Origin of the sequence: Salipiger sp. H15 (genome assembly GCF_040409955.1) — a bacterium.
Classification (GTDB): Bacteria; Pseudomonadota; Alphaproteobacteria; order Rhodobacterales; family Rhodobacteraceae; genus Salipiger.
Genome location: NZ_CP123384.1, coordinates 2081009 through 2103480, shown reverse-complemented (window position 1 = coordinate 2103480; position 22472 = coordinate 2081009). Strand labels below are relative to the sequence as shown.

General features: G+C 68.2%; 13 protein-coding genes and 1 pseudogene. 8 read left to right on the top strand and 6 right to left on the bottom strand.

Annotated features, from left to right (window positions below; genetic code table 11):
• Positions 1-15 precede the first annotated feature (15 nt).
• Positions 16-1017 (bottom strand): DctP family TRAP transporter solute-binding subunit, encoded by a 1002-nt coding sequence (locus PVT71_RS10255; RefSeq protein ID WP_353471685.1) that lies wholly within the window; start codon positions 1015-1017, stop codon positions 16-18.
• A 183-nt stretch (positions 1018-1200) separates the two neighbouring features.
• Here PVT71_RS10255 and PVT71_RS10250 point away from each other — a divergent pair, with 183 nt between their 5' ends.
• Genes PVT71_RS10250 through PVT71_RS10235 form a run of 4 tightly spaced genes read left to right on the top strand, consistent with a single transcriptional unit; the run spans position 1201 to position 5675 of the window.
• Positions 1201-2031 (top strand): IclR family transcriptional regulator, encoded by an 831-nt coding sequence (locus PVT71_RS10250; protein ID WP_353471684.1) that lies wholly within the window; start codon positions 1201-1203, stop codon positions 2029-2031.
• A gap of 10 nt (positions 2032-2041) precedes the next feature.
• Positions 2042-3211 carry an acetyl-CoA acetyltransferase gene (locus PVT71_RS10245; protein WP_353471683.1) on the top strand — a complete coding sequence of 390 codons (1170 nt, stop codon included), beginning with the start codon at positions 2042-2044 and terminating at the stop codon, positions 3209-3211.
• Entirely contained in the window at positions 3208-4824 is a 1617-nt protein-coding gene (locus tag PVT71_RS10240; protein WP_353471682.1) for an acyl-CoA synthetase, read from the top strand. The genes PVT71_RS10245 and PVT71_RS10240 overlap by 4 nt, the downstream gene beginning before the upstream one ends.
• Entirely contained in the window at positions 4821-5675 is an 855-nt protein-coding gene (locus PVT71_RS10235; RefSeq protein ID WP_353471681.1) for a hypothetical protein, read from the top strand. Before PVT71_RS10240 ends, PVT71_RS10235 begins: the two co-directional genes overlap by 4 nt.
• Before the next feature lie 48 nt (positions 5676-5723).
• On the opposite strand, the gene PVT71_RS10230 is transcribed toward PVT71_RS10235, so the two are convergent.
• Complete coding sequence (locus PVT71_RS10230; protein WP_353471680.1) at positions 5724-6392, bottom strand: hypothetical protein; 669 nt, start codon at positions 6390-6392, stop codon at positions 5724-5726.
• 259 nt (positions 6393-6651) lie between these two features.
• Positions 6652-7866, bottom strand: a complete 1215-nt coding sequence (locus tag PVT71_RS10225) for a hypothetical protein (protein WP_353471679.1) — start codon at positions 7864-7866, stop codon at positions 6652-6654.
• A gap of 411 nt (positions 7867-8277) precedes the next feature.
• Between PVT71_RS10225 and PVT71_RS10220 the strand changes: the two genes are divergently transcribed.
• Positions 8278-8712: an ACT domain-containing protein gene (locus tag PVT71_RS10220; protein ID WP_353471678.1), complete on the top strand. Its 435-nt coding sequence runs from the start codon at positions 8278-8280 to the stop codon at positions 8710-8712.
• Here the strand turns inward: PVT71_RS10220 and PVT71_RS10215 are convergent.
• Both PVT71_RS10215 and PVT71_RS10210 read right to left on the bottom strand, forming a co-directional pair.
• A complete protein-coding gene (locus PVT71_RS10215; RefSeq protein ID WP_353471677.1) occupies positions 8709-10409 on the bottom strand; it encodes an amidohydrolase in 1701 nt (566 codons plus the stop codon). The two genes, PVT71_RS10220 and PVT71_RS10215, sit on opposite strands and share 4 nt — an antisense overlap.
• A gap of 84 nt (positions 10410-10493) precedes the next feature.
• On the bottom strand, positions 10494-10847 hold the full coding sequence (locus tag PVT71_RS10210; RefSeq protein ID WP_353471676.1) for a cupin domain-containing protein: 354 nt from the start codon (positions 10845-10847) through the stop codon (positions 10494-10496).
• A 173-nt stretch (positions 10848-11020) separates the two neighbouring features.
• On the opposite strand from PVT71_RS10210, the gene PVT71_RS10205 reads away from it, so the two are divergent.
• The 3 genes and pseudogenes from PVT71_RS10205 to PVT71_RS10195 all read left to right on the top strand — a co-directional run.
• Positions 11021-11602 carry a GNAT family N-acetyltransferase gene (locus PVT71_RS10205; RefSeq protein ID WP_353471675.1) on the top strand — a complete coding sequence of 194 codons (582 nt, stop codon included), beginning with the start codon at positions 11021-11023 and terminating at the stop codon, positions 11600-11602.
• Positions 11603-11740: 138 nt separating this feature from the next.
• Entirely contained in the window at positions 11741-12085 is a 345-nt protein-coding gene (locus tag PVT71_RS10200; RefSeq protein WP_353471674.1) for a hypothetical protein, read from the top strand.
• A gap of 428 nt (positions 12086-12513) precedes the next feature.
• Positions 12514-12837, top strand: a pseudogene (locus PVT71_RS10195) (IS3 family transposase); the annotation flags it as partial.
• Positions 12838-13053: 216 nt separating this feature from the next.
• Here the strand turns inward: PVT71_RS10195 and PVT71_RS10190 are convergent.
• On the bottom strand, positions 13054-22383 hold the full coding sequence (locus tag PVT71_RS10190; RefSeq protein ID WP_353471673.1) for an Ig-like domain-containing protein: 9330 nt from the start codon (positions 22381-22383) through the stop codon (positions 13054-13056).
• Positions 22384-22472 lie beyond the last annotated feature (89 nt).

Sequence of the window (22472 nt, the reverse complement as noted above, 5' to 3'; positions counted from 1 at the left end):
CTTGGAAGGTTCGGATCAGTTGCCGTTGATCGCCGACTGGAAGCTCTGCACCAGCTCGGGGCCGACCTTCTCGGCCCAGGCGTCGAAGGCGGGCTGGGTCGCGGCCTTGAAGGCGGCCAGCTCCTCGGCGGAGGGCTCGTAGACCTCCATGCCCTTCTCGCGCAGGAAGTCGATGCCCGTCGCGGTGGCCTCGCGGCTGATCTCGCGCTGGTAGGTCATCGCCTCCTCGGCGGCGGTCTTCAGCTTGGCCTGGGTCTCGGCGTCGTAGCTGTCCCATTTCTTCTGGCTGATGCCGATGAAGATCGGGTCGTAGGAATAATGCCACGTCGTCAGGTACTTCTGCACCTCGTAGACCTGCTGCGGGATGATCACCGCGCCGATCGGGTTCTCCTGGCCGTCGACCACGCCCTGCTGCAGCGCGGTCATCGTCTCGCCCCATTGCATCTGCTGCGGGTTGGCGCCGAGCGCGTTCATCACGTCGATGTACATCGGGCCGGCGACGCGCATGTTGAGGCCCTTCATGTCGTCCGGGCCGTGGATCGGGCGGGTGTTGTTGGTCACCTCGCGGAAGCCGTTCTCGCCCCAGGCGAGCACGACGATGCCCTTGCCCTTGAGGATCTCGGCCAGCTTGGCGCCGGGCTCGCCCTGGGTGGTCGCGTCAACCTGGTCGTAGTCGGCATAGAGATAGGGCAGCGAGAAGGCCGCCATCTCGGGCACCAGCGGGGTCACGTTGATCGCCGAGGTCACCACGAGATCGAGCGCGCCGCGGCCGACCATCTCGGCCTGGCGCATCTGGTCGCCGCCGGCGAGCTGCGCGTTCGGGAAGACGCGCACGGTGATGTCACCGCCGGTCGCCTCGGCGAGCAGCTCGGCGAACTTGTCGGCGCCCTTCTGCCAGGTGGTGGTGTCGCCGGTGTTGTGCGACAGGCGCAGGGTCTCGGCGGCGGCTGCGCCGACCATCAGCGCGCCCGCGAGCACGGTTGCGAGGGCGGTGGTGCCCAGTTTCGCGAAAGTCATTCTGTCCTCCCAGGAGTCTCGGGCCGCCGTCGGCCCCGCCCTGCGCGACCTCCCTGCCCCGCACGACGATCCACATCATGGAACAGTTTCATTGCCACGGACAAGAAGAACTTGCAATATTCCGAAAGGAACAAAATATTGCACAGCAACTTTTCGAAGTCTCGTGGGAGGAGACGGACCTACATGGTCCATATTATGGAACACCCCAAGTCAGACAGCAGCCCCGGTACCCTCGCCGGAAGCCAGAGCGTGGACCGCGCGCTGGCGCTTCTCGGCATGGTCGGACGCCGCCCGCTGGAGGGCGCGAGCCTCGGCGAGCTGGTGGCGGAATCGGGGCTCAACAAGCCCACCGTGCGCCGCCTGATGCTGGCGCTGATCCGCAACGGCATGGTCGAGCAGAACGCCGCGACCCGGCGCTACTTCCTCGGCGAAGAATCCTACATTCTCGGGACCTTCGCGGCGCATCGGCACGGGCTGCTGGAGCTGTCCTACGAGACGCTGGCGCGGCTGGCGCAGACCACCGGCGACGCCGCCTTCCTGTCGGTGCGGCGCGGTTTCTCGGCGCTCTGCCTGCACCGCGAGGAGGGCACCTACCCGATCCGCACCTACGCGCTGATGACCGGGCGGCTGCACCCTCTCGGCGTAGGTGCGGGCTCGCTTGCGATGCTCGCGGCCCTGCCCGATGCCGAGGTCGATGCCGCGCTCGACGCCAATGCCGGGCGGCTGGCGCAGGACTACCCGATGCTGCAGCCCGAGGAGATTCGCACCCGCGTCGCGCAGACCCGGGCGAGCGGCTACGCGCTGAACCCCGGGCTGGTGATCCCCGATTCCTGGGGCCTCGGCGTCGCGCTGCGCCGCCCCGACGGCGCGCTGGTGGGCGCGCTCTCGCTCGCCGCCATCGAAAGCCGCATGCAGCAGCCGCGCCGCGAGGAGCTGGTCGCGCAGCTCCGCGACGCGGCGCGCACCATCGAGACAACCCTCGCGCAGCTCTACGCCGCGCGGACCCGCATTTGAGGAGGACATCATGCAAGACCCACAGATCGTCGGCTGGGGCCACACGCCCTTCGGCAAGTCCGAGCATCCCGACACCGAGAGCCTGATGGCCGCCGCCGTGGCCGAGGCGCTCGAGCACGCCGGGATCAGCGCCGAGGACGTCGACGGGATCTTCGTCGGCGTGTTCAACAACGGCTTCTCGCAGCAGGATTTCCAGGGCGCGCTGGTTGCCATGGGGGATGAGCGTTTCGCCCATACCCCCGCCACGCGCTACGAGAACGCCTGCGCCACCGGCTCCGCCGCGCTGCACGGCGCGATGGACTTCATCGCCGCCGGGCGCGGCCGCATCGCGCTGGTCGTCGGGGCCGAGAAGATGACCGCGACGCCCACGGTGGAGGTCGGCGACATCCTTCTGGGTGCCAGCTACTGCAAGGAAGAGGCGGGGATCAGCGGCGGCTTCGCCGGGCTCTTCGGCCAGATCGCCGGCAGCTACTTCCAGCGCTACGGCGACAAGAGCGAAGAGCTTGCGATGATCGCCGCGAAGAACCATTCGAACGGCATGGCCAACCCGCTTGCGCACATGCGCAAGGATTTCGGCACCGCCTTCTGCAACACCGTGTCGGACAGGAACCCGATCGTCGCGGGGCCGCTGCGCCGCACCGACTGCTCGCTGGTCTCGGACGGGGCGGCGGTGCTGGTGCTGGCGGATGCCGAGACCGCCGCCGGGATGCAGCGCGCCATCGCCTTCCGCGCGCGCAGCCACGTCAACGAGATCATGGCCCTGTCGCGCCGCGACGTGCTGGAATTCGCCGGCGCCCGCCGGGCCTGGGCGCAGGCCTTCGAGACCTCGGGACTGACCCTCGATGACCTCTCGCTGGTCGAGACCCACGACTGCTTCACCATCGCCGAGATGCTGGAATACGAGGCCATGGGCCTTGCCGAGCGCGGCCAGGGCGGGCGGGTGATCCGCGAGGGCATCACCGCCAGGGACGGCAAGCTGCCGGTCAACGCCTCGGGCGGGCTGAAGTCCAAGGGCCACCCGATCGGCGCCACGGGCGTGTCGCTGCACGTCATGGCGGCGATGCAGCTGGCGAACGAGGCGGGCGAGATGCAGATCCCCGGCGCCGAGATCGCCGGCGTCTTCAACATGGGCGGCGCGGCGGTGACCAACTACGTGTCGATCCTGGAGCGGGTGAAATGACCATCGACCTCTCGGGGGGCCTGCCCCCCGCCTCGACGCGGGTGATGAACCTCGCGAACTTCCTGACCGAAAGCGCCCGGCGGCATCCGCGGGACGTGGGTTTCGTCTGGGGCGCGCAGACCTGGAGCTGGGAAGAGATGGAGGCGCGCTCCGCCGCGTTTGCCGCCGCGCTTTCCGGCAAGTACGGGCTGAAGAAGGGCGACCGGCTGCTGGTGCAGTCGGCCAACAACAACCAGATGTTCGAGGCGATGTTCGCCTGCTGGCGCATCGGCGCGGTCTGGGTGCCCGCCAACTTCCGCCAGTCGCCCGAGGACATCGCCTTCCTCGCGCAGAGCTCGCAGGCCAAGGGCATGCTCTGCGGCACCGAGTTCCCCGAACACGCGGCGGCCTGCGACGGGCTCGGCTTCACCGTCGGCATCGGCGAAGGGCTGGGCGAGAGCTACGAGGCGCTGGTGGCCGAGCACTTCGGACAGCGCCCGGCCGCCGCCGAGGTGCACCGCGACGATCCCTGCTGGTTCTTCTTCACCTCCGGCACCACCGGGCGGCCCAAGGCGGCGGTGCTGACGCACGGCCAGATGGCCTTTGTCGTGACCAACCACCTCTGCGACCTGATGCCCGGCACCGGGCCCGAGGACGCCTCGATCGTCGTGGCGCCCCTCTCGCACGGCGCGGGCATCCACCAGCTGGCGCAGGTGGCGCACGGGGTGAAGACGATCCTGCCCGCTGGCGCCAAGTTCGACCCCGACGAGATCTGGGGGCTGGTGGCGAAGTGGAAGGTCAGCAACCTCTTCACCGTGCCGACCATCGTCAAGCTGCTGGTCGAGCACCCGTCCGTCCACCAGCACGACCATTCGAGCCTGCGTTACATGATCTACGCGGGCGCGCCGATGTACCGCGCCGACCAGGTGCGCGCGCTTCAGGTGCTGGGGCCGAAGCTGGTGCAGTATTTCGGCCTTGGCGAGGTCACCGGCAACATCACCGTGCTGCCGCCCGCGCATCACTCGGCGGACGATGCCGCGATGCGCATCGGCTCCTGCGGCTTTGCCCGCACAGGGATGCAGGTGCAGATCCAGGACGCCGAGGGCCGCGAGGTCGCGCCGGGCGGGACCGGCGAGATCGCCGTCATCGGCCCCGCCGTCTTTGCCGGGTACTTCGACAACCCCGAGGCCAATGCCAAGAGCTTCCGGAACGGCTGGTTCCTGACCGGCGATCTGGGCCACATGGATGCCGAGGGCTTCGTCTACCTGACGGGCCGCGCCTCGGACATGTACATCTCGGGCGGGTCCAACATCTACCCTCGCGAGATCGAGGAGAAGATCCTGCTGCACCCCGAGGTCTCGGAGGTCGCGGTGCTCGGTATGCCCGACCCGGTCTGGGGCGAGATCGGCGTCGCCGTCTGCGTCGCACGCGGCCGGGGCGTGGCCCCCGAGGCGCTGCTCGACTGGCTGGGGCCGAAGATCGCCCGCTACAAGATGCCCCGCCACGTGGTCTTCTGGGACGAGATGCCGAAGAGCGCCTATGGCAAGATCACCAAGAAGATGATCCGCGAGCAGCTTCTGGCGCGCGGCGACCTGCCGGTGCCGCAGGCGCCGGAAAAGAGCGCCGCGCGATGAGCCCGATCCAGCGCCTCGGCCATCCCGGCCCGCGCGCCGAGGCGCGCTTTGCCGCCCGGCCCTGCCGCGCCGCGCCGGTGCAGCTGCGGCTGGCGGCGGGCGTCAGCTTCGAGCAGGCGGTGGTGCAGGGCTTTGCCGAGGCGGGGTTCAGCGCCGGCTACCTGCGGCTCGCGGGGGCGGCGTTCGAGCGGCTCGACTACGTCATCCCCGCCCCCGCCCCCGGCGACGGGCGCGCCGCCTGGTACAGCGCGACGCACCGGCTGCAGCACGCCCGGCTTTCCGAGGCCGGACTGCATCTCGGCACGAAGAACGGCGCGCCCTTCCTGCACTGCCACGGGCTCTGGTCCGCCGGGGAGGAGCCGCTGCGCATGGGTCACCTGCTGGCCCCGGACTCGGTGCTGGCGGAAGAGACCGTCGCCACCGGCTGGGGCCTCACGGGCGCCGCGCTCGAGGTGCGGCCCGATCCCGAGACCGGCTTCGATCTCTTCACCCCGGTGCCCTGCGGCATCGAGGCGGAGGGCCATCCCGCCCTTCTCTGCACGCTGCGCCCGAACGAGGATCCGCACGCGCTGCTGGTGGCGGCGGGCGAGACGCTGGGCCGGGCGCGGATCGAGGGCATCGGCAGCCTCGTCAACACCAGCTTCGAGGCCGGCTGGCTCGAGAGCTACGCCACCGAGGTGCTGCTGCGCTGCGGGCGGCTGACCGGAGACAGCGTCATCCTCAACGCCGCCTCTGTCGGCTTCGACGGGGCGCCGATGAGCGGCGTGCTGCGGCCGCACGAGAACCGGATCTGCATCACCGCAGAGCTGCTGCTGATCAACGACCTCGCGACGCCGGACCGCGACGGCTGAGGCGGCGGCCCGCGGGACGGGGAGCCGCTCTGCCCGGCGATGCAGGCGCTAGAGAAAGGCTTCCGATCCGCTCGCCCAGCCCAGCAGGAGCGGCAGTCCCGACGGAAGGGTGACGCGCGCGGCCCCGGACGGGTCCACGGGCTGCCCCAGCGCCTCGCAGAAGGCGGCGAAATCCTCGAACCAGCGGCGCTCGGGCGAGAAGGACTGGACGATCATCGCCGCCCGGTCGGTCTTGAAGCGCCCTGCCTCGACGACCGCCGCCGCGGTCCGGTGCAGCAGCTGGTAGCGGAGCCGGTCAGGCGGCGGATTTTCGAGGCCGAGCAACTCGCAGAGGAACGCCATCCGCCCGAGCCTGCCCGCGCTCGCCCCGTCCAGCCACGCGCCGACCGTCGGGCCGAAGGGCTCGTCGACCTTGGCCTCGACCGCGAGCGCGACGGTCTCCCCCGAAGCCCTGACCAGCGCGAAGACATCGCACTGGCTCGCGCGCCCCCCGCCGGGCAGGGAGACCTTGTGTTCCGGCAGGGCGAGGAGGAGTTCGGCATTGCCGCCAAGGAGCATTGAAATCTCGCCGGGCAATGCGCCGCCGGCCGCCTCCCAGGAAAGAGCCGCGGCCATCGCGGAATAGCCGCGTCGCCATTGCGTCGCGGGATCCGCGAGGAATTGCCGCCAGTCTTCGGACCCTGTGGTCGGAACATAAATTCTGGAAATCTGCCGCATCCCCAAATAGCGCGCTGCGCGCGAAGGCCAAGATACCGGGATGTTTGCACATTCCAGTCGAGACGCAAATCTCCATTCAATTCCGGCAGGGCCCGGTGCGCGGCTGCCAATTCGACGCGCAGGGTCGTTAAAAGCCAAAACGAAACACGATCCAAATTCCAACCCAATTGGAAACCGACCGGCGCAAAAAGAAAGGGCGCCGGTGGGCGCCCTTGCTGGTCTCTCCGAGGGCAACGCCTCCGGGGTGCCGCCGTGCCGGTCAGAGCCCGGCGACGGTGTCCTCGTCGGAGGCCTCGTCGGGGGCGGGCGCCTCGGCGTCGTCGACGATGATCACCACCGGCGCCTCGGTCTCGTCCGGCACGAGCTCGTCCTCGGGCTCGACCTCGCCCCCGATCCCGGTCCCCCGCGCCGCCTGGCGTTCGAGCGCCGCGCCGACGGTCTCGGGGTCCGGGTTGGAGGCGCGGATGGCGTCGAGAAGCGCGCCCGCCTCCTCCCCGGTCAGCTCACTGCCCGTGCCCGACAGGATCGCGTCCTCGATCTCGAGCACCGACAGCGCGGCGGTGTCGTAATCCGGCCCGGTGGTCACGCCCGCGTCGATCACCTCGCGCGCCGCGGCCAGCTCGGCCTCGGTGGGCTGCTCCTGCCCGTCGATCACCGCCTCCGCGGCGCTCGTGTCGGGGTAGTCGAGCACCTCCTGCGCCAGCGCCTTCGCTTCGTCGGTCGCCTCGGGATCGGCGAGCACGTCCTGCGCGTCGGCGATCTCTGCCTCGGTGGGCCGGTTCGCCACGAGGTCGAAGGCCTCGGCCAGCGCCAGCGTGTCCTCTGCCGCAACGATCGCGTCGCGCGAGGCCAGCGCCCGGTCAAGGTCGTAATCGGCCACGGCGAGCGCCGCCGCGAGCCCCACAGGCCCTGCCCCGATGCCATAGTTGCCGTTGGCGATATGCGCCTCCTTCGCCCGCGGGCTGGAGTTGAGCGCGCCGTTGAGCTTGCCGAGGTTGCTGGGATGCATCGGACCCTTCAGCCGCGAGGCGACCTGCTCGGGCGGACGGACCGAGGTCACCGGCGCCTCTTCGGTGGGCGCGCGCGAGACGCGGCGGCTGCCGGTCCCGGTCGCCCGGACGCCCGTCTCGGTCGCGCGGCGTGTCGCGGAGTTGCCCTTCGCCGGCTCGCCGAAGATGCCGCCGATCCCGGCCTTGAGGCTGCGCCCGAGGCTGGCGACATCGCCCTTGATGCCCTGGCCGAGGCTCTTGCCGCCCTGCCCGGCATTGTCCCGCGCCGAGGCCGACATGCCGTTGCCGCCGCCGTTGCCGCGATCGCTGCTGCTGCTCTTGCCGCCGCCGTTGCCGCCGCCATTGCCGTTGTTGCCATCATTCTTCGCGTAGGCGTGATCGGCGGTCACGACCATGACCACCGGGGCCACGACGAAGGTGGACAGAACAAGCGTGGAAACGCCAATTTTCAGAAACTTCAGCATGTCTTGTCTCCTTGCGGTCGACCCTGGAAGCAGGCCGCTGGGTCAGCTTTCATCCTTGCCCATTGAGCAGGCATTCTTGGCATAACTACGTCATCTGGAACGGAAATCACGCGCCCGGACTGCCTTTTCGAAAGGCTCGGCGGTTTGTTGCCGGCGGAATCGCGGGGCTGCGGCGCGAGGCATGAAGATCGAAGCGGTAAACTCTGGCTTACATGATCGCCGCCCGGCGGAGCGCCGGTGCGACAGGGTTCCGTGGCGCTTCCGAGGGCCAGACGGCGGACCGGTTGCATCGAGGCGCTTGTTTCCGGGGCCGATGCTGCCAAGGTTCGGTCTGCCTGCGGACGCCCCTGCGTGGCGCCCGCTCCGCTGAAGATCAGCACATCGCAACGTGACGCCGCCCGAGGAGACCCCATGCCGAAAGTCGTTGCCTCCGCCTCCGAGATGATTGCCGGCATGTCGCCCGAGAAAAGGCCCGGGCGCTTCGCCTATTTCAGCACCGAAGACCCCGCCCTCGGCGAGGCGCTTATCCGGGACGCGCTGTGCCTCTTCCGCGAGCGCGAGGGGCTGTCGCTGATCCTGCCGCTGGAGATCGTGGAGCGGGTTCTGGCGGATCGCCCGGCGCAGGCCGTTCCGCAGATCGTTCCGATGTGCTGCATCACGCTCAACGTCTATTCCTCGCTCGAGGGCGTCGGGCTCACGGCGGCGGTGTCGGGCGCGCTCGCGGCGCAGGGCATCCCCTGCAACATGGTCGCGGCCTGTCACCACGACCATGTCTTCGTGCCCGAGGAGCACTGCGATGCGGCGCTGCGGGTACTGGCCGGCCTGCAGGAAGGATCCGGCGCCTAGGACGCGGCGGCGGTTCCGGCCCCGGCCTCCGCATCGTGGATGACGCGGCCGCCGCAGATCGTCAGGACCACGCCGAGGTCGGCGATCCGCGCGGGCTCGGTCGCCTCGATGTCGCCGCCCAGCATCACGAGGTCGGCGGCGAGCCCGGGGCGCAGCGTCCCCGTCACGTGGTCGCGATGCGCGGCCCAGGCGCCGCCGGCCGTGTAGGCGTGCAGCGTCTCGGCCAGCGAGAGCCGCTCGTCGCGGGCCCCCTCGAAGGGCGCGCGCGTCAGGGCCGCCGCGATGCCGCGCAGCACCGAGACGTCGGCCACCGGCCAGTCGCTCGAGAAGGCGATGGGCGCGCCCGCCTCGGCAAGGCTGCGCCAGTTGAAGGCATCGGCAAGGCGCGCCGCGCCGATCCGCGACAGCGTCGGCTGCAGCGGGAAGTCCATCGCCCCCGGCGCGTGCGGCGGCTGCAGGCTGGCGGTGATGCCAAACGCGCCGAGCCGGGGAATGTCGGCCGGGTCGATCAACTCGATATGCTCGATGCGGTGGCGGCTGTCGCGCGACCCGTTGGCGGCGCGGGCCGCCTCGTAGCCGTCGATCACCGCCCGCACCGCGCCGTCGCCGATGGCATGGACCGCGATCTGCAGGCCGCGCCGGTCGATCTCGGTGGCGATCTCGGCGAAGCGCTCCGGCGCGAAGAGCGGCTCGGAGCGGTGGCCGGGCTGGTCGGGGTAATCCCGCAGCATGTAGGCCGTCCGGCTGTCGATCACCCCGTCCATGAACATCTTGACGAAGCCGGAGCTGATCCAGTCATCGCCAAAATCCTCCGCCATGGCCGAGGCGCGCTCGAGCGCGTCCAGATCCATGTGCGGCTTGAAGTGGAACGGCACCTTGACCCGCAGCGGCAGCGCGCCCTCGGCCTGCATCTCGGCGAGCAGCTCGAGCGTGTAACGGTTGCCGTCCATGTTGACGAGGCTGGTCACGCCATGGGCGGCGCAGTGCAGCATGCCCTTCAGCAGGAGCGCCTTGTCGGCGGCGCGCTCGGCCGCGCCGGGCCGAGGGTCGGGTTCCTCGCCGGTGGCGATGCCGAGGTTGATGCGCCCCTCCCCGGCAAAGGCGATCACCGGGCCGAAGGCCTCGAACTCGCGCAACTCGCCGGTGGCGAGCCCGTCCGCGCCCATGACCACCTCGTGGCCATGCGGCATCTCGGCGCCGTGCAGCAGCCCCGCGGCCTCGAGCGCGGCGGTATTGGCCCAGACCGTGTGCAGGTCGGGCGACATCATCGCGATGGGCCGATCGGCGATCATCGCGTCGAGGTCGTGGCGCGTCGCGGGTTTGTCGAGGATGCCGTAATGCGCCTCCTGCGCCATGAGCAGCGGCATGTCCGGGTTCGCCCCGGCAAAGCCGCGGAAGGCCGCGCCGACCGCCTCGGCCCCGTGCAGATGGCCGATGTGCAGGTGCGTGAGGTCGGCGCCGCCGAGCCCGACGTGCAGGTGCCCCTCGAAGAAGCCGGGCAGCACCGTGCGCCCGCCCGCGTCGAGGATCCGCGTGTCCGGCCCGGCGAGCGCGGCGATCTCCGCGGCGCTGCCCACGGCGAGGATGCGGTCGCCGGAAAGCGCCACGGCCTCGGCCCGCGGATGATCCGGGTCCATGGTCAGGACGCGGGCATTGGTCAGGATCAGGTCGGCGGTCGTCAGGTCGGCGGTCGTCATGGGCGTATCCCGGGAGGGGCCGCCGCGGCGCCGCCCCCGGCCCCGGTCAGGGGGCCGGGCGGGCCACCGCGGCAGGGTCCGTGGCTATTTCAGCTTGATGGCGAAGTGCTTGCGCACCGGTTCCTCGATGGTCCAGGTGCCGCGGAAGCTCGGCTCGACGACGAAGGCGTCGCCGGGGGTCAGCGTCACCGGCGCGCCGCCGTCGGGGGTGATGGTGATGCGGCCCTCGATCAGGTGGACGAACTCGTAGAACTGGTAGGTCGCGTGCCAGGTGCCGGTCGTCGCCTCCCAGGTGCCCGAGATCATGCTGCCGTCGAGCGAGCTGTGCTGCACCCAGTAGCGCATGGTGGGCTCCCCCTCGGTCTTCACCCAGCCCTCGAGATCGGTGGTGATGGGCTCGGGGCCCGGTTCGGGAAAGCGGAAAACCGTGGTGCTCATGTCTGTCCTCGCAAGGCGCCTCGTTGGGTCACGCACTTGGTAGGCGGCCCGTGGGCGCCGCGCAAGCCGGACGAAGGGCGCGGGTGCGCAATCACCGAAGAGGCTGGCGAGCGACCGCGAAATCGCCCATGACTTGCGCGCGCGACGGGCGCGATCTGGAACGGGGAACGAGCATGGACATCCGCAGGGCCGAGGCATCGGATGCCGCGCATCTTGTGCGCTTCATCAACATGGCGGCGGACGACCTGCCGCTGCATTTCTGGCGAAAATCCGTGGGCCCCGAGGGCGATCCCTGGGCCTACGGAGAGGAGCGCGCGGCGCGCGAGACGGGGAACTTCTCCTATCGCAATGCCTGGCTCGCCGAGGTGGAGGGCGCCGTCGGGGCCTGCCTGCTCGGCTATGCCGCCGAGACCGAGCCCGGCCCGATCGACCCGGACACGCCGCCGATCTTCGTGCCGCTGCTCGAGCTCGAGGCGCTGGCGCCCGGCTCGTGGTACCTCAACGTCCTTGCCACCTACGAGGAATTTCGCGGCAAGGGCCTCGGCAGCGCGCTCCTCGCCCATGCCGAGACCATCGCCGCCGCCGCGGGGCACGACAGCATCAGCCTGATCGCCGAGGATTCGCACGAGGAGGCGCTGCGCCTCTACGCGGCGAAGGGGTACCGGGAGATCGCCCGCCGCCCGGTGGTCAAGGGCGACTGGGCCGTCGACGCGAGCGAGTGGATCCTCTTCACGAAACCTGTCGGGGTCCGCTGATCCGGCCCCGGGCCTGCCCCGTAGCCTCGGATTCGGGCTGGCCCCCGGCGGGCCGGGTCCATAAGGAACCCTCGCGCTCGGGGGCGAACCGGGGCGCGGTGGTGGGACGGCAGGGTTGATATTCTCTCGATCACCGGCGTGATCTTCCTACTCATCGGCACGGGGTTCGCCGCGCTGCGCCGCGGCGTCTTCACCGCGGTCGATACCGCCGCGCTCGGCAAGGTCGTGGTGAACCTCGCGCCTCCGGCGCTGATCTTCCGCGCCGTCTCGTCCCATCCGCTCGGCGAGATCGCCGACTTCGGCTATCTCGGCGCCGTGCTTTTCGGCTCGCTGCCGGTCTTCGCACCGGGCGACCTCTGGTCCCGGCGCGTGGCGGGCGAGACGCCACTGGCGAGCACCTTCGGCGCGATGGGCATGTCCTGCGCCAAAAGCGGGTTCGTGGGCTATTCCGTGCTGCTGATGGCCCTGCCGGAGGTGGCCTAGACGGCGCTCGCCCTCGACATGATCGTCGAGAACCTGGTCATGGTCCCGCGCGTGCTGATCCTCGCGGGGTATTTCCGGGGCGGCGGAAGGTCGAGGCGCAGCGCAAGGCGAGGAACGATCCGCCTCGCTGGCCCTGTTCCTGATGACCGTGGCATCCTTCGTCACCATCAGCATGGTCCTCGCGCTCACGCTGCGCTGAGGCGTGTGGCTTGGTGACACGGGCTACGCTGCTCGGGCGGATGCGCTGCTCCCCAGGCAACGGGGCGTTCGGGAGCGAGTTGAGCAGACCCTCCCGCACCATGGCGGACTGTGCCTTGTATCATAGCGCCAGCGGCATGGCGCTGCCGCCGGTCGAGCGTATTCCGCGTGCGGTAAAATGCTCGAGGTCTTGCTCCGATGCGATCATGCCGCAATCCTTGGGGTTGCCAATATCGATCCGTGTCGACAGGCCGCTGAACTCCACCGATGTCCTGGATGCCCTGAGCGATCTCGTCATCCAGCACCGCCCGTCGCGGTACACGAGATCCGACAATGGTCCCGAGTTCGTCGCGCAGCAGGTCCGCGTCCGGATCGCATCGGTGGGAGCAAAGACCGCCGACATCGAGCCGGGGTCACCTTGGGAGAACGCCTATTGCGAAGTCTTCAACTCGCTGAGGAAGGCGCAAATCCTCATCGAAAGACGGCGCAAGCACGACAACATGGACCGGCCGCAGAGTGCTCTCGGATTTCGGGTGCCGGCGCCCGAGGTCGTCATCCCGCCAGGTCGAACCCTGCCCATGCATCAGCATTCAACCGGGATCACTCGCTGGGGTCGGATCATCGCCGCGGCCACGACTCTGTCAGAACTCCGGGCATCGAGGTGCGCCGGCCGTCCGCAGCGGGAGCTGCCCAGCGACCGATGTGACGCGTTGCGCGCCGAAGGTTGAGCGCGGCCCCTGCGGGGGCCGCGCCGGGACTTCTCCGAAGGCTCAGCCGATCACATCCCAGACCACCTCGGAGCCAAGCACCGAACCATCGGGAGCGAAGGTGATCAGGCGGCTGGTGAAGGCCTGGTCATTGTCCAGGTCCTCGATCAGCCGGCTGGCCAGCAGCCCGTTCTCGAAGACCTGCGTCACCTGGTCGCCATCGTCGCGCAGGATGATGCTCTGCGTCATCACGCCGGTGCCATCATAGAAGAACTCGCGCGTGCTCCAGGCCTTGCTGCTCTGGTTGCCGATACCATCGACTTGCAGCTCTCTCGCCAGCTGGCCGTCGACGTAAGTGCGAGAGATCTGCATGGTGGTGCCGTCATCGAAAACGGTCTCGAGACCGGTCCAGTGGCCGTCGGCATCGAAGGTCATGCTGCGGCTGCTCCAGGGGAGAGAACCGGCCGTGCCCTCGCCATCGGTGATGAGTGTGGCCACCCGGACACCGTTGCTGAAGGTGTTCTCATGCAACCGCGTGGTGCCATCGTCGAAAGTCATGGCCATGCTCACCATATGGCCCTCGGCATCAAAGCTCAGCTCGCGCGTGCTCCACGCCTTGCCCGAGGTTGCGCCGCTGCCATCGGTCTGCAGCTGCCCGGTCAGCACCCCGTCGGTAAAGCTGTTTTCCTTCAGCAGGGTGCTGCCGTCGTCCATGACGATTGCGACCTGCGCCACCTGCCCGTCTGCAGTGAAGAGCCGCTCGAGATTGGCCCATGGCGCGCTGCCAGTGTCGCTCACGGTCTCGCCCACCAGCACCCCGTTCTCGAAGGTGCGCGTGACGTCGAGGCCGCTGGGCCGGTCGACGATCACCTCCCGGATCTCGCCATCAAGGCTCAGCACCAGTCGCGGCGCCCGCCCCGGCGCCCAGTCGATTTCGCCCGTCACACCGTCGCCGAAAATCAGCGCCTCGGTGCCGACCGCGATCAGATCGCGGCCTTCGTCCATCCCGTCGAGCGGATCGATGTCGGTGACGATGAGCCCGCTGCCGTCAGGGGCGAAGCGGAACTCGAACCCGTCGCTGGCGCCGAGATAGCGCACAAGATCGCTCCCCTCGCCGCCGACCAGCGTGTCATCGCCGCCGAGCCCGGTCAGCGTGTCATTGCCCGGCCCGCCGATCAGCGTCTCGTCCGCCGCGGTGCCGACCAGATCGAGGTGCTCGACCGCGCCGAGGATCTCGATCTCCAGCACCACGGCGGTGCCGTCGGCGGTGCTGAGGGCAAAGCGCTCGGTAAGGCTCTCGCCCTCTGCCAGATAATCGAGCGCCACGCTCCGGATGTAGCTCCACTGCCCGTCCGCGCCCAGATCGAGGCTGCCGTATTGGCCGGTCAGGGTGCCGGCGTTCAGCGCCGCCGGGCTGTCGATATCCGCCACATGGATCTGACCCGAGACGCCGGTGTCGTCCTCGCTCATCCGCGCCACGAGGTCGCCGCTGACCACGGCTGGATCGTTCACGGGCGCCAGCGTCACCTGCAGCGTGTTCGTCACCGTCACCGTGCCATCGCTGAGACCGTAGGCAAAGCTGAAGCTGCCGGAGACATTGGCCGCCGGCACCAGATAGAGATGCCCCCCCGGCGCAAGCGTGAAGCTGCCGGCCGCCGTCTCCACCGTCTGCCCCGGACGGAGCGCCTGCCCGTCGAGCGAGACCAGCGCCAGCGCGTCGCCGTCGATATCGCTGGCCGTACCGAGGATGTCGATCAACAGCGGCTGATCTTCCTCCCCTTGCGAGCTGACCTCCACCGTCACCGGGGCGTCGTTGATGCCGGTCACGGTGATATCGACGGTGCGCGTCAGCGTCTCGGTGCCGTTGGTGACGGTATAGAGGAAGGTGTCGACCGCCTGTTCGCCGGCCTTGAGGCTCTCGAAGGCGGTGCCGGGATCGTAGCTGAAGCTGCCGTCGCCATTGTTGACGACGGTGCCGCGCAGGCCGGCGAGGTCGAAGCTGAAGCTCAGCGCATTGTCGGGATCAAGGGCATCCAGCGTGAAAGTGGCGGCCGCGTCCCCCTCGCCCAGGGCGAAATGCCCGGCTGTCGCGGTCAGCGGATCGTCGATCCCCACGACCGTCACCGTCACCGTCGCCGAGTTGGAATAGCTGTCGAGCCAGGTCTTCTCGCGCGTGTTGTCGGAGCGGGTGACATAGGTGAAGCTCACCTGCATCGTCTCCCCCGGCTTCAGCGCCGCGAAGGCCGGATCATTGGCGTCAAAGCGGATGAAGCTGGAGCCGTCGGGGTTCACCACCTTGCTGGCGCTGCCCATGTCCGGCGCGGTCAGCGACTGCACGCCGATGGCGAAGGGCAGCCGGGCGATGATCTCCGCCGAGAGATCGCGGTCGCTGTCATTGGCGATCACGTCGATGTCGACGCTCTGACCGGCGAGGACTTCGGCCACATCGTCCACGGCCACCGGCACGTCCTCGTAGTCGTAGACCGCGATCGACACCCAGTTCTCGGACGTCGCGCCATTGCCGTCGGTGGCCCGGACCAGGGTGTAGAAAGACCCGCTCCAGAGCGAGGGCGCGGTGATGGTGAGCAGGTTGCCCTCGATCGAGGAATATTGCTCCAGCTGCGGGATGGCGACATCGTTCTCGACGTACCAGATTTCCCGCACCTTCTCGAAGGTCAGCACATCGCCGTCGATGTCGGTCGCCAGCGTCGAAAGGTCGATGGAGACCGAATTGCCCTCTTCGGTATTCGGGCCCCAGCGGTTGATGGCCCAGGTGATGCCGTCATTGACCGGCGTCACCGTGACCGTTGCGGTGGCGGTATCGGTGAACGCGCCATCGCTGATCGTATAGGTGAAGCTGTCGGTGCCGAAGAAGTTGGCGTCCGGCGTGTAGGTAACCGTGCCGTCGGCATTGAGCACCACGCTGCCGTTGCTGCCCTGACCCACGTCGGTGACACTCAGCACGTCGCTCTCGGGATCGCTGTCATTGGCCAGCACGTCGAGGGTGACGGGCGTATCCTCGGCGGTGGTGGCAAGATCGGCCAGCGCCAGCGGTGCGTCGTTGCCGACGGTCGCGGTCAGGGCCAGGGTCGCCTCGAACACGTTGTTGACGGTATAGGTGACATCGGTGGTGCCGTTGAAATCGGCGCCGCCCTGATAGGTGACGGTGCCGCCCGCCCCCACCGTCAGCCTGCCCGCCGCGCCGAGGTCGACCACCGACCCCTCGCTCACGGCAATGCCGTTGATATGGGTCAGCACCAGCGGGTCGCCGTCGATGTCGCTGTCGTTGGCGAGCAGGTCGATGCTGCCGGAGAGGTCCTCGACAATGCTGAGCGCGTCATCGACCAGCACCGGCAGGTTCTCGTCCACCACCACATAGACGGTCTGGGTCTGCAGCAGGTAGGGCAGCGCGAAGTCGTTGCGGATCACCGAGGTATAGGTGAAGCTGTCGACCCCGCGGAAGCCGGCATTCGGCGTATAGGTGACGGAGTTGGAAGCTTCGGGATCGCCGTTGTACCAGTCCAGGGTCGTGCTGTGATAGTTGGGCCAGACCACGCTGCCATTGCCCGGCTGGCTGATCTCATGCCCGAGCATGTAGACTGTGTTGCTGCTCGATGCGGGGCGCGGATCGTCGATATAGATGTCATCCAGCAGCGGGTTGAACGTCACGCCCGCGCTGTCCGGGGTGATGTAGACCACCGTGTTGACCGGCACCGGCGCATCCCAGACCGAGGCCCAGATGACATCGAAGCTGAGATTGACCGTCTCCAGCCCGTCGGTCACGGAAAAGCCGAAGCTCTCGCTGCCGTTGAAATTCGCCCCCGGCGTCAGGCGCAGGGTCTGGTCGTCGACCATCTCGACCACGGTGCCCTCGGTGCCTGCGGCATCGACGCCGAGCAGCCGCAGAAGATCGCCGTCCACGTCCCGCGCGATGGCGTTGACCGAGAGCAGCAGAACGGTGTCCTCGACACCCGCGATGGCCGAGAGTGCGGCCGTTGGGGCGTTGTTGCCCTGCACGTCGACGGTCACATTGGCGGTGGAGCTGAGGCCGATCTGGTTGGTGACGGTGTAGCTGAAGCTCACCTGCGTCACCAGATCGTCCACCGGGTCGAAGCTGACGCTGCCATCGGCATTGAGCGTCACCACGCCGCTGTCCGGCTGGGTGATCGCAGTGATGGTCAGGCTCTGGCCGTCCGGGTCGGTGTCATTGCCCAGGAGGTCGAGGACCAGCGCCCCGTAGCCCATGAACTTGGTCACGGTGATCGCATCGTCGGCCACGGTCGGTGCCAGCCAGGGGTCGAGCGTCACGCTGACCGTGGCGGTATCGCTGAGACCGGCGGCATTGGTCACGGTATAGGTGAAGCTGTCGCTGCCACCCGCCGTCACGTCCTGCGCGGTGTAGGTGACCCGGCCATCGACGATGGCAACCGAGCCGTAGCTGCCCTGGGTGACGCCGGTGATGGCGAGCGCATCGAGATCGACATTGATGTCATTGGCCAGCACGTCGATGCTCAGCGTCTGGCCGGCCTCGCTCGACCTGACGTGTAGCGTGTCGTCGCCCGCCATCGGTACATCGCCGACGGCTGCAACGGTGACGTTGACGGTCGCCGTCTGCTCCGTCGAATTGCCGTCGGTCATCGTGTACGTGAATGTGTCGTCGCCGAACCAGTTGGCGTCCGGCGTGTAGGTGATCCGCCCGTCGACCACCGCCACCGAACCATGCGCCGCGTCGGTGAGCGCGGTGATGCTGAGGCTGTCGCTGCTGTCGGGGTCGATGTCGTTGGCCAGCACGTCGATGCTGAGCGACGTATCCTCGTCCAGCGTCACCGCATCTTCGACCGCAGTGGGTGTCTGGTTGGTGCCGCGGATGGTCACCGTCACCGTCTCGGTGAAGGTCTCGGTGCCGTTGCTGACCTGATAGGTGAAGGTGTCGGTGTCATAGATGCCACCGCCGAGCCGGTTGAAGACGCTGCCGGTGTCATATTCCAGCGTGCCATCCGGGTTCAGGGTGACGGTGCCGCCCTTGGCCGTGGCGCTGTCGAAGCCGACGAGGGTCAGGGTCACGCCCGGCTCGGCATAGTCATTGGCCAGCACGTCGACAGTGGTGCTGTAGCCGTCATAGGCATAGCCGGTGTCGGCCATGATGCGGGTGCCCGCCTCATGCGCGGTGATGGTGAAGGTGGTGCCCGTGGCGTCATTCACCTGCACGACGGTAAAGACCGTCGCCCCCGGCAGGGATGCCGTTACGGTGGTGCTGCCAAAGGTGACGGTGGCCACGCCATTGACCTGGCTGATCAACGGGTTGCCGGTCACCGAGGCGTCCGGGGTCACAAAGACCAGCGTTTCCGACCATTCGAGATCGGTGATGCTGGTGGTGCCATCGGCTGTGCCGAAGCGGAAGCTGTCGCGGCCGGTGCCGCCGGTGAGCGTGTCGTCCCCCGCGCCGCCGATGAGCACGTCATCGCCGGTACCGCCGTCGATCAGATCCGCCTCGCTGCCGCCGTCGAGTGTATCACCGCCGTCCCCGCCGTTCAGCGTATCGGCCCCGGCGCCGCCGCGGATCAGGTCGTCGCCTTCCCAGCCGTCGATGACATCAGCACCCGCACCGCCGTCGACGGTGTCATTGCCCGCCCCGGCGCTGATGGTGTCATTGCCCGTGCCGCCGTCGATCAGATCGTTTCCGCCGCCGGTGGCGATGCTGTCGTCGCCCTCGCCGCCCTCGACTGTGTTCTGCCCGCCGCCGTCCCAGATGACGTCATTGCCAAGCCCGCCGCGGTGCCAGCTGTTGCCGCCCCCCGCCGTGAGCGTGTCATTGCCCTCGCCGCCGATCAGAACCGCGTCGCCGCGCAGGTATTCCTGCGCGTTGAGCACGTCATCGCCCGCACCGCCGTCGAGCGTGTCGTTGCCCCATTTGGAATTCAGGGTGTCATTGCCAAACCCGCCCGAGAGACGCTCGGTCGAGTTGTAGATGGTGATGTCGTTGAGCAGATCGTCGCCACGGTTGAAGTCCAGCTCGGACCCGCCCACGTCGAGCACGCTTTCGACATTGTAGAGCGTATCGGTGAAGACCACGCCGCTCGCATTGGAGACCACCACGGTATAGCGGCCAAAATCGCCACGGATCGCGTCGGAGATGAAATACTCGGACCCGAGGTGCGAGTAATCCACCACATCGACCCCGTCCGAGCCGTCGATGGTATCATTGCCAAGCCCGCCGATGATCGTGTCATCGCCCCAGCCGGCGTTGACGTTGTCATCGCCGCCGCCCGCATCGACCCAGTTGTCGAGCGAGATCCCCCGCCCGGTGATATAGCCCATGTGGTCGGCATGGGCGTCGCCGAACAGCTCGATCCGCTCATTGAGGTCGGTGAAGGTGAAATGCTCGACGCCGGTGATCGTACCGAAGTCGTCGTCGCGGATGTAGTAGGTGCCATCTGCACGGCGATTGACGTCGTTCAGCGTGCCGCGGAGCGTCGAGATTTCCTCGAAATTGCCAGAGGTGAAATCCAGCTCCTGGATGTAGCGCAGATCCACGTAGACGGTGGCGTAGGTGCTCAGCGACCAGCCGGTGACGGTGACATGGTCGGTGCCGCTGCCGCCTGCGAAGGACATCGGAATGACGGATGCCTGGAAGGCGATCTCGTCATCGCCGGCCCCGGCATCGACCGTGGTGCCGCCGGTGATGGTGTCGTTGCCGTCGCCGGCGCTGACGCTGCCGCGACCGAGGCTGATGCGGCTGGCGCCGCCGCCATCGCTGACGCTGTTGGCGCCCCAGCCGAGCGAGACCACATTGTCGCCCTCGGTCAGGACCACGGTGTTGTTGCCGCTGCCGGCGGTGACCGTGCTGTTGCCGCTGCCGCCCTCGATGCGGTTGTCGCCTTCGCCCCCGTCCAGCGTGTCGTTGCCGCCCCCGCCCAGGAGCGTGTCATTGCCCGCCCCGCCGGCGATCTCGTCGTCGCCGGCGCCGCCGAGGAGGCTGTCCTGCCCCTCGCCGCCCTCGAGGTAGTCGCCCTCGTCGCCCGCAATCAGCGTGTCATCGCCCGCGCCGCCGGCCAGCACGTTGCGGCCCGCACCCCCGATGAGCCTGTCGTTGCCGGCGCCGCCGTCGAGCTTGTCGTGGCCCGCGCCGCCTTCCAGCGTGTCATTGCCGGTGCCGCCGAACAGCTGGTCATTGCCGCCGCGCCCGACCAGCAGGTCGTTGCCGCCATTGCCGGCCAGCATCGAACCGGTCGACAGCGCCTTCAATGTATCGTTGTAGGCGCTGCCGCCGGCCCATTCGAACCCCGTGACGCTGATGCCGGTCTCGGTATGCGACTGGGTGACGCCGTTGGCGGTAAAGGTCGCAGTGGCGCTGCCGGTCTGCGCCTCGAGGTCGAGCGAGAAGGAAAAGCTCCAGCCGGCGATGGCATCCGACGGTCCAAGGACCTGGAATGTATCGAGCCCGGATCCGCCGTCATAAATCGCGCTCGCGACCAGTTCGCCGGCGATGTAGTCATCACCGTTGTGCCCGCGCACCGTGATCGGCTCGTCAAGGAACTGCATGGCGCTTAAGGCCACGGTGTAGTTGCGGTCGCTGTCGACCACGAAGGTATCGCCCCCGGCAGAGCCGTCGACGGTGGCGCGCAGCTCGGTATCGGTGGCGTCGCGGAAGGTCACCTTGACGCCGTCGGAGCCGGTGTAGCCGCGCGCGTCGTAGGAGATCACCTTGCCGAGGACCAGCTCCTCGAAATTGCTGTAGGTGGCCGCCTGCCAGGTGTGGATCACGGTGCCGTTGATATTGCCGGCGCCGTCGTAGCTGTACCAGGCATCGGTGGCGGTGATGCTGTCATGCGTGACAGTGAGCTTGCCCTTGATCTGGCGCAGCCCGTTGTAGGCGGTGCCGGTCTCCGTGTAGGGCGTCACCCCGGAGAGGTCGAGCACGTCATGGCCGCTGCCCCCGTCAAAGACCAGCGGCGTGCCGCGGTCGTGCGAGGCGCTGTCGTAGTAGGCGGCGTCGACCAGCTGGGTGATCGCGACGTAGTCATCGCCGCCCTCGGCGCGCACGTGGCGGGTGGCGGTGGTGACGATGGTGTCGGAGGTGTCGCCGCCGCCGATGATGGTGGGGTGGATGCCCTGCCCCGACTTGTAGAGGTCCTGCTTGTTCAGCCAGTCCTCGACCCCGTCGGTCAGCATCAGATAGGTGCCGCCCTGGGTGCGCAGGGTGTCGGCCATCTCGGAGGTGCCGAGGTCGTGCCATTGCGGCGAGGTGAAAGTCAGGTAGGGGCGGAAATCGTCAAGCTGCTGGCCGTTGGTGGGGGCCCGCCAGCCGACGATCGGCGCGGTCGAGACGCTGAGGCCGAAGATGCCGACCTGATCGTCCATCACGAAGCCGAGGCGTTTCGTCTGCTGGTCGAAGGACAGGTCCGGGAACAGCGTCATGTCCATCTCGACGAAGACCGCCGAATTGCCCGGATGCACGAAATTGCTGACCACGCTGCTGGCGATGCGGTTCATCGAGGCCTGAACGCTGGCCACCACATCCGGCATTTGCTGCTGGAAGACGGCGTAGCGGTCGTCCCAGCGCTCGCTGTCGTCGGTGGTGAACAGGTCGATCAGGTTGCTGATCCCGAGCGTCGACCAATCGAAGGGATCGGCGGTGCGCTGCGCTTCGGCAAACAGGATGTTCACGGCCGGGAACATCGTGTCGATCATGAAGTCGGTCATCCCGAAGGAGATCACCGACATCGCCGCGCGACCCACCAGAAGCGCGATGGCCTCATCGCTGACGTTGGGATCCTGGGCGGCATAGATGGCGCCGGCGATGGTCAGGCCGGCATTGGCCACCGAGAGCGCGATGCTGGCCGGGGGCGGTGCGAAGAAGCCGATGGCCGAAATCGCGGTCGAGGCGATGCCGATGCCGGCGCGTACCGCCTCGGCCTCGGTGGCGGCGCCGGTGAAGAGCGCCTTGTAGTCGCCCATGTCGGCCTTGTACTGGGTAAACAGCTCCTGGTAGCGCGCGGTCCAGACCTCCGCGTCGAAGCCGGCGAGATGGCCGAAGCTCGCGGGGTTTTCCACCGCCAGCCGGTCGAACTCCGCCACCATGACGCGGGCAAAATCGTCGGCATTGGCCGCGAGCTGCGTGTCGGTGAGGTTCTCGAAGACCGAGATCTGGGCGGCATTGGCGCGCAGGGTCTGCACGATCTGGGTGAGCGAGCCGGCGGAAATGCCAAGATCGCCCTGCGCGGTGAAATCGGTGGCCAGCAGCAGCGCCGAGGCGACGATGGAATTCGCCGCCGTCTGGGCATCACCGGTCGCGGCGTCGGCATAAAGCTGCGCATCCCAGCCGACACCGTTTTCGCCCCTGCTGAGGCTTTTCCGGTAGATGTCGATGATTTCGGCGCTGTTCAGCTGCATGTTGCCTGTCCCGTCGATTTTTGACTTTTCTTGGAGGCGCCTTCAGCGACGAGCCTCTTGACATGGTTGAAAACCCGGCGTTTCCGCAA

Bases quoted from the DNA above. Each gene is read 5' to 3' on its own strand.
- PVT71_RS10255 (WP_353471685.1), bottom strand. From the start codon at position 1,017: ATGACTTTCGCGAAACTGGGCACCACCGCCCTCGCAACCGTGCTCGCG.
- PVT71_RS10250 (WP_353471684.1), top strand. From the start codon at position 1,201: ATGGTCCATATTATGGAACACCCCAAGTCAGACAGCAGCCCCGGTACC.
- PVT71_RS10245 (WP_353471683.1), top strand. From the start codon at position 2,042: ATGCAAGACCCACAGATCGTCGGCTGGGGCCACACGCCCTTCGGCAAG.
- PVT71_RS10240 (WP_353471682.1), top strand. From the start codon at position 3,208: ATGACCATCGACCTCTCGGGGGGCCTGCCCCCCGCCTCGACGCGGGTG.
- PVT71_RS10235 (WP_353471681.1), top strand. From the start codon at position 4,821: ATGAGCCCGATCCAGCGCCTCGGCCATCCCGGCCCGCGCGCCGAGGCG.
- PVT71_RS10230 (WP_353471680.1), bottom strand. From the start codon at position 6,392: ATGCGGCAGATTTCCAGAATTTATGTTCCGACCACAGGGTCCGAAGAC.
- PVT71_RS10225 (WP_353471679.1), bottom strand. From the start codon at position 7,866: ATGCTGAAGTTTCTGAAAATTGGCGTTTCCACGCTTGTTCTGTCCACC.
- PVT71_RS10220 (WP_353471678.1), top strand. From the start codon at position 8,278: ATGCCGAAAGTCGTTGCCTCCGCCTCCGAGATGATTGCCGGCATGTCG.
- PVT71_RS10215 (WP_353471677.1), bottom strand. From the start codon at position 10,409: ATGACGACCGCCGACCTGACGACCGCCGACCTGATCCTGACCAATGCC.
- PVT71_RS10210 (WP_353471676.1), bottom strand. From the start codon at position 10,847: ATGAGCACCACGGTTTTCCGCTTTCCCGAACCGGGCCCCGAGCCCATC.
- PVT71_RS10205 (WP_353471675.1), top strand. From the start codon at position 11,021: ATGGACATCCGCAGGGCCGAGGCATCGGATGCCGCGCATCTTGTGCGC.
- PVT71_RS10190 (WP_353471673.1), bottom strand. From the start codon at position 22,383: ATGCAGCTGAACAGCGCCGAAATCATCGACATCTACCGGAAAAGCCTC.